Origin of the sequence: Streptomyces tricolor (genome assembly GCF_002155905.1) — a bacterium.
Taxonomy (GTDB): Bacteria; Actinomycetota; Actinomycetes; order Streptomycetales; family Streptomycetaceae; genus Streptomyces; species Streptomyces tricolor.
On the sequence record NZ_MUMF01000279.1, the window covers coordinates 1 to 9,080 of the forward strand.

13 protein-coding genes are annotated in these 9,080 nt (G+C 73.4%); 6 read left to right on the plus strand and 7 right to left on the minus strand.

Annotated features, from left to right (window positions below; genetic code table 11):
- Both CCN44_RS20685 and CCN44_RS20690 read left to right on the plus strand, forming a co-directional pair.
- Positions 1 to 408, plus strand: a 408-nt coding sequence (locus CCN44_RS20685; RefSeq protein ID WP_158103130.1) for a substrate-binding domain-containing protein, incomplete at its 5' end; no start/stop codon positions are given.
- A 62-nt stretch (positions 409 to 470) separates the two neighbouring features.
- A complete protein-coding gene (locus CCN44_RS20690; protein WP_059253691.1) occupies positions 471 to 680 on the plus strand; it encodes a hypothetical protein in 210 nt (69 codons plus the stop codon).
- 79 nt (positions 681 to 759) lie between these two features.
- Here the strand turns inward: CCN44_RS20690 and CCN44_RS20695 are convergent, their stop codons facing one another.
- The 4 genes from CCN44_RS20695 to CCN44_RS20710 form a co-directional block, all read right to left on the minus strand.
- On the minus strand, positions 760 to 1,014 hold the full coding sequence (locus CCN44_RS20695) for a hypothetical protein (RefSeq protein WP_223283742.1): 255 nt from the start codon (positions 1,012 to 1,014) through the stop codon (positions 760 to 762).
- Positions 1,011 to 1,874: an isocitrate lyase/PEP mutase family protein gene (locus CCN44_RS20700; protein WP_059253687.1), complete on the minus strand. Its 864-nt coding sequence runs from the start codon at positions 1,872 to 1,874 to the stop codon at positions 1,011 to 1,013. The genes CCN44_RS20695 and CCN44_RS20700 overlap by 4 nt, the downstream gene beginning before the upstream one ends.
- A 159-nt stretch (positions 1,875 to 2,033) precedes the next feature.
- Complete coding sequence (locus CCN44_RS20705; RefSeq protein ID WP_059253685.1) at positions 2,034 to 2,690, minus strand: ThuA domain-containing protein; 657 nt, start codon at positions 2,688 to 2,690, stop codon at positions 2,034 to 2,036.
- Between the two features lie 68 nt (positions 2,691 to 2,758).
- Positions 2,759 to 3,307 carry a hypothetical protein gene (locus CCN44_RS20710; RefSeq protein WP_059253683.1) on the minus strand — a complete coding sequence of 183 codons (549 nt, stop codon included), beginning with the start codon at positions 3,305 to 3,307 and terminating at the stop codon, positions 2,759 to 2,761.
- Positions 3,308 to 3,368: 61 nt separating this feature from the next.
- On the opposite strand from CCN44_RS20710, the gene CCN44_RS20715 reads away from it, so the two are divergent.
- Entirely contained in the window at positions 3,369 to 4,001 is a 633-nt protein-coding gene (locus CCN44_RS20715; protein ID WP_059253681.1) for a VOC family protein, read from the plus strand.
- A 19-nt stretch (positions 4,002 to 4,020) separates the two neighbouring features.
- Here the strand turns inward: CCN44_RS20715 and CCN44_RS20720 are convergent, their stop codons facing one another.
- Complete coding sequence (locus CCN44_RS20720) at positions 4,021 to 4,509, minus strand: pyridoxamine 5'-phosphate oxidase family protein (RefSeq protein ID WP_059253678.1); 489 nt, start codon at positions 4,507 to 4,509, stop codon at positions 4,021 to 4,023.
- A 33-nt stretch (positions 4,510 to 4,542) separates the two neighbouring features.
- Complete coding sequence (locus tag CCN44_RS20725) at positions 4,543 to 5,997, minus strand: MFS transporter (RefSeq protein ID WP_059253676.1); 1,455 nt, start codon at positions 5,995 to 5,997, stop codon at positions 4,543 to 4,545.
- Between the two features lie 130 nt (positions 5,998 to 6,127).
- Here CCN44_RS20725 and CCN44_RS20730 point away from each other — a divergent pair, with 130 nt between their 5' ends.
- From CCN44_RS20730 to CCN44_RS20740, 3 genes are read left to right on the plus strand one after another with little or no spacing between them, the layout of a single operon-like run.
- Positions 6,128 to 7,132 carry a LysR family transcriptional regulator gene (locus CCN44_RS20730; RefSeq protein ID WP_079081211.1) on the plus strand — a complete coding sequence of 335 codons (1,005 nt, stop codon included), beginning with the start codon at positions 6,128 to 6,130 and terminating at the stop codon, positions 7,130 to 7,132.
- A 35-nt stretch (positions 7,133 to 7,167) separates the two neighbouring features.
- Positions 7,168 to 8,034: a DUF817 domain-containing protein gene (locus CCN44_RS20735; RefSeq protein ID WP_059253674.1), complete on the plus strand. Its 867-nt coding sequence runs from the start codon at positions 7,168 to 7,170 to the stop codon at positions 8,032 to 8,034.
- Between the two features lie 24 nt (positions 8,035 to 8,058).
- Complete coding sequence (locus CCN44_RS20740) at positions 8,059 to 8,463, plus strand: VOC family protein (RefSeq protein WP_059253672.1); 405 nt, start codon at positions 8,059 to 8,061, stop codon at positions 8,461 to 8,463.
- Here the strand turns inward: CCN44_RS20740 and CCN44_RS20745 are convergent.
- A partial coding sequence (locus CCN44_RS20745) for a helix-turn-helix domain-containing protein (protein ID WP_244203941.1) occupies positions 8,443 to 9,080 on the minus strand: 638 nt, incomplete at its 5' end. The genes CCN44_RS20740 and CCN44_RS20745 overlap by 21 nt on opposite strands.

The window sequence follows — 9,080 nt, forward strand, 5'->3', positions numbered from 1 at the left end:
GGTCTCGTCACCGCCCGGCTGCGCACGCACGAGCTGCTGGACCTGCCCGAGCCGCCGACCGCGGTCTTCGTGTGCGCGGACCGGATGGCGCTCGGCGTGTACGCGGCGCTGGCGGAGCGGGGGGTGCGGGTGCCGGACGAGGTGAGCGTGGTGGGGTTCGACGATCTGCCCGAGGCCCGCTGGGTCGCCCCCGCCCTGACCACCGTCCGCCAGCCGCTGGCGGAGATGGCGGCGACGGCGCTGCGGCTGCTGGTGCGGATGATGCACGGCGAGCGCCCCGAGGGCACCCGGACGGAGCTGTCGACCCGGCTGGTGCAGCGGGCGAGCACGGCCCCGCCCGCCCGGCCCCGCCCGGCACGGCCGGTGACCGGCGAACGGCCGGTGACCGGCGAACGGCCGACTGCGTGACGCGGGCCGCCGGTTCGGGCGGCGGACGGTGACCCCGCTCCGGTGGAGTTCGTTGACCGGGCATGAACCACACCACGCGTACCGCATCGGCCCTGGCCGCGACGGCAGTCGCCCTGGTCACCGCCTACGGCACGGCACATGCCACCAGCCACACCCTCGCGCCCGGGCCGCAGCGCGTCACCGTCGCCACACCCGCCGACGAGCAGGAGCAGGGCCCGGAGGAGGACGTCGAGCTGGGCGAGGACGGCCACCCCGACCACACGGAGGACTGACTCCGCGGGGCCGGACACACGACGACGGCCGGGCACCTCCCGCACGGGGTGCCCGGCCGTCGCGCTGTTCCGTCGTCCCTCAGTCCTCCTCGTCCTGGCCGGCGCCGATGAGGGCCTCCACCACGTCCACGGCACTGCCGTCGTGGTCGCTGCCGGCGGTACCGCTGCCGGTCTGCACGTTGGCCGTGCGGTCGACCTCGAGCCAGGAGTCGGCCTCGGAGTTGTCGATCACCGTGATCAGGCTGTCGGACGCGGCGGCGGGTACGGCGCCGGCCCCGAGGAGCGCGGCGGCGACCGCCGTGGCCATGCCGAGGAGGGGTAATGCACGTGTCACACGCCCACACCCTCGGGGGTGAGCCGCTCGCGGGCGATGTTGCGCTCCAGCAGGCTGGTGGAGGCCTTCACACCGACCCCGCTCGCGGGATCCACCTCGGGCAGCCGGCCGTCGGCCGCCTTCAGGTCGGCGAGCGCGGAGTCCATCGCCTCGTGCGCGGCGAACAGGCACGGGGTGCTGTAGATGGCGACGTCCACGCCGAGGTCCGACAGTTCACCGAGGGACAGGCGGGGCGACTTGCCGCCGGCGATCTGGTTGAACAGCAGCGGCTTGTCCCCGACGACCTTGCGGATCCGCTTGATCCACTCGACGCTGCGCACGCCGTCGACCAGCACGACGTCGGCGTCGGTGGCGGCGAGCTGTTCGGCGCGGTGCAGGATGTCGTGCTCGTCGGTGGCGTCCGTCCGGGCGACGACGACCAGGTCCTTGCGGGTCTCCAGGACCTTGTGCAGCTTCTCCAGGTACTCCTCCAGGGGCAGCACCTGCTTGCCGTCGGCATGGCCGCAGCGGCGGGGCCGCTTCTGGTCCTCGAGGATCACTCCGGAGGCGCCGATGCGCTCCAGTCCCTCGACGACGTGACAGGCGACCTCGGGGTCGACGTACCCGTCGTCGATGTCGACCAGCAGGTGGTGGTGCGGGAAGGCACCCCGCAGCCGCTGGACGAAGGCCACCATGTCGGGCCATGCGATGAAGCCGATGTCCGGCAGTCCGTAGTACGAGGCCGCGAAGCCGAAGCCCGAGACGAACATCCCGTCGTAGTGCTTGGCCGCGATCGACGCCGAATACATGTCGTACACGCCGATCAGCGGTGTGGTCCCGGGCCCGGCGATGGCTTCGCGCAGCTTGTTCCCGTAAGTCAAGGTCCGGCTCCTCCTGTGGGTGGGTGACGCGGGGCGGGATGGGGGCCGCCGCGTCCGGCGCCCTTTGCCAAGACAAGAGCATGTCTAGATAGTCACGTGACCTTCCTCCTACGCCAGCTTTACTCACTCCAATGGCGCAGTCGGTTCACCGCAGAAACGTCACTCGGCGAGCCCGGCCGCCCAGGTGAGGCCCCCATTCAGGTGGGCCAGGAAGGCGGGGTCACGGTAGGCGTCGCAGGAGTGGCCCAGGGCCGTGTAGAACACACGCCCGCCCTCGGGGCCCCGTGCGCGGTACCAGGCCAGCGGGTGGTCGGCGCCCATCCCGCCGCCGTCGTACGACGTCTCGTCGGCGCGCAGCAGCACCCGGTGCGCGCCGCCCGGCACGCGGTCGAAGTCGTACCACTCGTCGGTGAACTCCCACACGGCCGGCAGCCGCCGGGTGGCGGGATGGGCGGGGTCGGCGACCAGGACCCGGCCCGGCTGGTGGGCGGGGTGCCGGGTGAAGCGGGCGCCGAGGAGTTCGCCGTAGTACGGCCACCCGTACTCGGTGCAGGCCGCCGCGTGCACCCCGGCGAAGCCGCCGCCCGACCCGACGTACCGCTCCAGCCGCCGGCGGCCGGCCGGGGTCAGCACGTCGCCGCTGGTGGAGAGGAAGACCACGGCCGCGAACCCGTCCAGCGGCCGTTCGAGGTCCGCGGGGTCCTCGGTGTGCTCGACGGCGAACCGGCCGAGCGCCCGGACGGCGGCCACGGCGTCCGGGATGGAGTCGTGACGGTAGTCGGCGGTACAGGTGTACAGGAGGAGACGGGGAGGCATGCCGACGGACTCTAGGCGCAGGCGCGGCGGCCCGGAAGGTGCCTGCCGTCACCGGTGGGCGCGGCCGGTCAACCGCCTTGGCCCACGCTGTTGTCGGGCGCTCCGTCGCCGTACGACGGGAGGTCGCCGCGCTGCACGGGGGCCGTCGCCGTGGGGGCCGGCGGCAGGAGCGCGGCGAGTTCCGCCGGCGTGGGGCGGTGGACGGCGTCCGCGGCGCGGCGGAGCACGTCGGGTGCCACCTTCTCGCCGCTGATCCGCACCACATGGCCCTTCGCCGGTGCCCGGCAGATGTGGTCCTCGGGGCAGTCGGCGGCGCTGCCCCGCTCGGCGGAGAGGCGGAGTATCGCGCCGTTCTTCGCCCAGTACGCGGCGGAGAAGCCGTCGTCCCCGCTCACCCCGACGGACTGCTGCGCGAGCGTGAAGCCGGGTACCTCGGTGACGTAGACCAGTTCCGGTGCGATGCCCGACGCGCGCAGCCGGTCGTCCTGTTCGGGCTGCCGTGCGGTGGTCGGCGCGGGCTCCGGGGCGTCGCCTGCGTCCGCCTTCTCGGTGCCGCACGCCGTGAGCAGTGCGGGGAGCAGGAGGAGCAGCGGCAGGGCGCGTACGGTACGGGTCATGCGCCCATGGTGCCGTACGGGCCGTTCCCGGGGTGGCCCCGATCCCGTAACCTCCTGCCCGATGAACGCCATTCCTCCGCTGCTGGATCATCTCGTCCTCGCCACACCCGACTTGGGCGCGACGGTCGCGGACTTCGCCCGGCGGACCGGGGTCAGGCCGGCGCCCGGCGGGGTGCACCTCGGGCTGGGTACCCGCAATCACCTGGTGGGGCTGGGCGGCCGGAGCTATCTGGAGATCGTGGGCCCCGATCCGGAGCAGCCCGAGCCCGACGGGCCGCGGCCGTTCGGCGTCGACCGGCTGGCCGGGCCCTCGGTGCTGACCTGGGCGATCAGCCCGCCGGACCTGGACGCGGCGGTCGCCGAGGCGCGGGCGCGGGGCCACGACCCGGGTCCGGTACGGCCGATGAGCCGGCGCACGCCGGACGGCACCGTGCTGCGGTGGCGGCTGACCGACGGCGGCCCCGGGGAGGCTTCGGGCCTGGTGCCGTTCCTCATCGACTGGGGCGACTCCCGGCATCCGGCCGCCTCGGGGCTGCCGGTCACCCCGCTGCTCGCGGTGTCGGCCTCGGCCCCCGACCCGGAGGAGGTGCGCGGCCGGCTCGCCGTCCTGGGCACCTCGCTGGTGCTCGGCACGGGACCGGCCGCGCTCTCCTTCACCGTCGACTCGCCGAACGGACCGGTCGTCTTCGGCTGAGTGCCGGGCCCGCGGGCCGTCAGGCGGTGTCCGGCTGCCAGACGGTGCTGTGCAGGTCCGAGCCGCGGACCAGCTGGATCCTCCAGGGCTCGATCCTGAGGACGTGGTACTCGGGGTCGTCCCAGCCGCCCCGCCAGTACCGGGCCGGGTCGTAGCCCACCCCGGGCGGTCCGCCCGCGACGTAGAGGTTCCAGGCGTGGCGCCTGGAGGCCGCGTCGTCCGCCCAGAGGGAGCGGGAGTCGATGTGGACGGTGTTCTGGCGGGGGCTCCAATAGGAGTACGTGGTGTGGGGGTTGTGTGCCAGGTGGGCTGTCTTCACCCGGGTTCTGTACGTGGCCAGCCAGCCGACCGGCCGGCCGTCGACGACCTCCCAGACGGGGAGCAGCACCCGGGCACGGGGGCGGCCCTTGCGGTCGACGGTGGTCATCGTGGCGTAGGTGATGTCCCGGACGTAGTCGAAGAAGGTGTCGTGCAGGTCGGCGAACGCGCTGACTCTGGTGAGGGCCATGGGGTGCACCTTGTCGGCGAAGGATCGGAAGGATCAGTGGGAGGCGGGGAGTTCGTCGGCGGCCCGGTCGGCGGGTACGCCCGACGCGGCCACCGTGACCGCCGGCCGGCCGCGCAGTCCGAGGGCGCCGATCAGCGTGGCGAGCAGGGCCGCGGCGAGGGGGACCCACAGGGCCGCCCGGTAGCCGTCGAGCAGCGCGGCCGGTGATGTCGACGCGGTGGCCGAGACGTTGACGGCGGTGACCGCGGAGAGGCCGAGCGCGGCGCCGAACTGGAAGGAGGTGTAGAGCAGTCCGCCGGCCAGGCCCTGCTCCTCCTCCTGGACGCCCTCGGTGGCGACGATGGTGAGGGGGCCGTAGGCGAGGGAGAAGGCGATGCCGAGGGTGAGCAGGGCGGGAAGCATGGCCAGGTACGTCCAGTCGGCACCGACCGGCAGGAACAGGGCGTACGACAGCGCGGCCAGAAGCAGTCCGCCGAAGATCACCCGGGCGTTGCCGAAGCGGTGCACCAGCTTGGGGGTGAGGACCGGGGAGAGGATCGCGTCGACCCCGATGACGATCATCGCGAAGCTGGTCTGCAGGGTCGACCAGTCGCGCAGTTCCTGGAGGTAGAGGACGACCAGGAACTGGAAGCCGAAGAAGCCCCCCGCGAAGAGCAGGCCGACGAGGTTGGCGCGGACCAGGGCGGCGTTGCGGAAGATGCCGAGGCGGACCAGCGGGGATGCCGCGCGGCGCTCCACGGCGAGGAACGCGGCGAGGAAGGCGAGGCCCGCGCCGAGCGTGCCGAGGGTCTGCACGAGGCTGGTGTGGGCGGCGCGCTCCACGCCGAGGACGAGCAGGACGACGGCGGCGGTGACGGTGAGGCCGCCGGCCAGGTCGACGCTCTGGCCGGTGCGGTCGGGACGTGGCGTCCGGGGCACGAGGGCGAGCGCCGCGAGCAGGATCAGCGCGGAGAGCACGACCGGTGCGAAGAACACCCAGCGCCAGCCGACCGCGGTGAGCAGCCCGCCGACGACCAGGCCGATCGAGAAGCCGCCGGCCGCGGTGCCGGAGTAGAGGAGCAGGGCCTTGGTGCGCTGCGGGCCCTCGTCGAAGCTGGTGGTGATGAGGGAGAGCCCGGCCGGGGTCATGAAGGCGGCGGCGACTCCGGTGACGAACCGGGCGACGATCAGCGTCCAGCCTTCCGTGGCGAACCCGCCCAGTCCGGAGAAGAGCAGGAAGACCGAGAGCCAGAGGACGAACATCCGGCGGCGCCCGAAGAGGTCGGCGGCGCGTCCGCCCACCAGCATGAAGCCGCCGTATCCGAGGACGTAGGCGCTCATGACCCATTGCAGGGAGCCGGTGGACAGACCGAGGTCGGCCCGGATGGACGGCAGGGCCACATTGAGCATGGCCACATCGATGCCCTCCAGGAAGATCGCCCCGCACAGGACGAGCAGGATCCCCCAGTCGCGTGCACTCAGCGCAGCCGCCGCTTTGCGTGAACTCATGTCGCTTCCTCGATGTGTAGGGATGCTGTCGGCTCGACCACCTTCGATCAGGGGCGCGGGGGGAACAACGGCGAAGATCGCAACGTTCGTTCAGCCAGGCTTACCGATCCGATGGACCCGGGGGACGTCGATGGAACGCGATGAACTGGAGTGCTTCCTGCTGCTCGCCGAGGAACTGCACTTCGGCCGCACGGCCGACCGTATGCGGCTGTCCCGGGCCCGGGTGAGCCAGCTCGTGCAGCGCCTCGAACGCCGCGTCGGCGCCCCGCTGTTCGTCCGTACCAGCCGCCGCGTCGCCCTCACCGCGCTCGGCCGGCAGCTGCGCGCCGACCTGGAACCGCACCACCGCGCGATCGCGGCCGCCCTGGAGCGGGCCGCCGCCACCGCGCGCGGCATCGACACCGTGCTGCACGTCGGTTTCCCGAACCCGCTGGCCGGCGAGATCGTGATGCGGACGACCGAGGCACTGCGGGCCAGTCACCCCGGGCTCGCCGTGGAGGTGTGCGAAGTGCCGCTCGCCGATCCGTACGGGCAGCTCCGCAGGGGCGAGTTCGACCTCCAGGTCGCCGAACTCCCCGTGCGCGAGGAGGATCTGGGCGAGGGCCCGACGCTGCTCGCGGAGGAGCGCGTCCTCGCGCTCGGCTCGGCGCATCCGCTCGCCGCCCGGGACGCGGTGTCCCTGGAGGACCTGGCCGACGTACCCCTGCTCACGATCGTAGGCAACGTGCCCGACTACTGGCTGGAACACCACGCCCCCGCCCGCACACCGAGCGGCCGGCCGATCGCCCGCGGCCCCGGCATGACCCAGATGCAGGAGGCGTTGATGCTGGTCGCCGCCGGCAAGGGCGCGTTGCTCGTCCCGGCGCACACCGCTCGGTACCACGCCCGCCCCGGTGTCGCCTACGTCCCCTTCGCGGACGCGGAGCCGACCGGCTACGGCCTGGTGTGGCGGGCCGGACACGCCAGCGGCGCGGTGCAGGCCTTCGCCAGGGCCGCCCGCGAGGTCGCGAGGACCGTGGCCCGGCAGGCTCCCCGGACCTCGCTGCCGGGGACCGCGCCCGCCGCGCACGGTCGACCCCGCCCGCCGGCGCCGACATCAGCCCCCACATTTGAACACGTTCAATTGCGCGCCTAGTATCGGCCCCCTCGCTGTCGCGCGAAGGAGGGGGCATGCGCCACGAGAAGAGGTCCCTGGCGAGCGGACTCCGCCACGGGTGCGCGCAACTGGTCCGGTTCGGCGTCGTCCAGGCCCGTGCCTGCGCCTTCGCCGTGGCGCTGCTGGCCGGGATCGGCGCCTCCCGGCTGCTGCCCCCGCTCCCTGTGGCCCGCTACGACCTGGTCCTGGTCTACGGCGTCCTGCTCACCCTCCTCGCCCGCCGGGTCGGCTGGGAGACCCGGCGGGACACCGCCGTGATCGCCGTGTGCCATGTGATCGGGCTGCTCTTCGAGCTGATCAAGGTGCGTATGGGCTCGTGGAGTTACCCGGAGGACGCCCTCACCAAGATCGGCGGGGTGCCGCTGTACGGCGGCTTCATGTACGCGGCCGTCGCCAGTTACGTCTGCCGGGCCCGGCGGCTGATGCGACTGCGCTACACCCGCTACCGCGCCGCCGCCACGACCCTGGTCGCCGCCGCCGTCTACCTCAACTTCTTCACCCACCACTGGATACCCGACCTTCGCTGGCCGCTCGCGGTGGCGATGATCGCCGCCACCGCCGGGACCTGGGTGGGCTTCAGCGTGGGCGCACACCGCTACCGCATGCCGCTCGCCGTCTCCTTCGTCCTGATCGGCTTCTTCCTGTGGGTCGCCGAGAACGCCGCGACCTACGCGGGCGCCTGGAGCTATCCGCAGCAGCTCGGCGGCTGGCAGCCGGTGCCGCTGACCAAGTTCGGTGCCTGGTCCCTGCTGATCAGCGTGACCTTCGTCCTCGTCGAGCACCTCGGGGCGACCGGTCCGAAGCGCCGCACGGGGCGCCCCGGAACGGACGGGTGCCCGCCGCCGGCGCCCCCGGTGTCCGATTCCTTCAAGACCGGCTGACCGGCGGCTGCCTACGGTGACCGCATGACCGTACGATTCGCCGTGATCGGCCTGGTCGTCTCCGACCTCGCCGCCTCGCTCGCCTTCTACCGCCGCCTCGGACTGGTCTTCCCGGAGGGAGCCGAGGACCAGCCGCATGTCGAGGCCGGCCTGCCCGGCGGGCTGACGCTCGCGCTCGACACCGAGGAGACCGTCCGCTCCTTCCACCCCGGCTGGCAGCCGCCCGCCGGCGGCGGGCGGATCTCGCTCGCCTTCCGCTGCGGCTCCCCCGCCGAGGTCGACGCCCGGTACGCGGAGCTGGTGGCCGCCGGCCACCACGGGGAGCTGAAGCCGTGGGACGCCGTCTGGGGGCAGCGGTACGCCACCGTGCACGACCCCGACGGCAACGGGGTCGACCTGTTCGCCCCGCTACCCGTCCCCGGCGAGTAGCTCCCCGAGCGGCATGCCCGCCAGCTGCCGCACCTCCCGCGCCAGATGGGGCTGATCCGCGTAGCCCGCGCGGAGCGCCGTCTCCGCGTACGGCGTCCCCGAGCGGGCCAGGGCCAGCGCCCGCCGCAGACGCAGGATGCGGGCCAGGGTCTTCGGGCCGTAACCGAACGCGGTCAGACAGCGGCGGTGCAAGCTGCGCTCGCCGAGGCCGAGTTCAGCGGCCGTCGCGGACACCGGACGGCCCTCGTCCAGGCACTGCACCACCCGGCGCAGCACCGGGTCCGCGGGACCCGCCTCCGCCGCCCGGTCGAGGGCGATGTCCTCCAGCGCGGTCGCCGGGTCGGGTGCCGCCGCGATCCGGTCGCACAACCGCCGCACCCGCGCCGCGGGCCAGAGGTCCGCCAGCTCCACCCGGAGATCGCGCAGCTCGTACGCCGGAACACCGAGCAGCGTGGGCGCGGTCCCGGGGAAGAACCGGACACCGGCCCAGGAACGCGCCGGGCCCTCGGGAGCGTAGGGACGGGTGTCGGGCCCCGCGACCAGCAGCCGGCCCTCGCTCCACAGCAGGTCCATACACCCGTCGGGCACCACCGGCCGGACCCCGGCACCGGTGCCGG

Bases quoted from the DNA above. Each gene is read 5' to 3' on its own strand.
- CCN44_RS20690 (WP_059253691.1), top strand. From the start codon at position 471: ATGAACCACACCACGCGTACCGCATCGGCCCTGGCCGCGACGGCAGTC.
- CCN44_RS20705 (WP_059253685.1), bottom strand. From the start codon at position 2,690: ATGCCTCCCCGTCTCCTCCTGTACACCTGTACCGCCGACTACCGTCAC.
- CCN44_RS20710 (WP_059253683.1), bottom strand. From the start codon at position 3,307: ATGACCCGTACCGTACGCGCCCTGCCGCTGCTCCTCCTGCTCCCCGCA.
- CCN44_RS20715 (WP_059253681.1), top strand. From the start codon at position 3,369: ATGAACGCCATTCCTCCGCTGCTGGATCATCTCGTCCTCGCCACACCC.
- CCN44_RS20720 (WP_059253678.1), bottom strand. From the start codon at position 4,509: ATGGCCCTCACCAGAGTCAGCGCGTTCGCCGACCTGCACGACACCTTC.
- CCN44_RS20725 (WP_059253676.1), bottom strand. From the start codon at position 5,997: ATGAGTTCACGCAAAGCGGCGGCTGCGCTGAGTGCACGCGACTGGGGG.
- CCN44_RS20730 (WP_079081211.1), top strand. From the start codon at position 6,128: ATGGAACGCGATGAACTGGAGTGCTTCCTGCTGCTCGCCGAGGAACTG.
- CCN44_RS20735 (WP_059253674.1), top strand. From the start codon at position 7,168: ATGCGCCACGAGAAGAGGTCCCTGGCGAGCGGACTCCGCCACGGGTGC.
- CCN44_RS20740 (WP_059253672.1), top strand. From the start codon at position 8,059: ATGACCGTACGATTCGCCGTGATCGGCCTGGTCGTCTCCGACCTCGCC.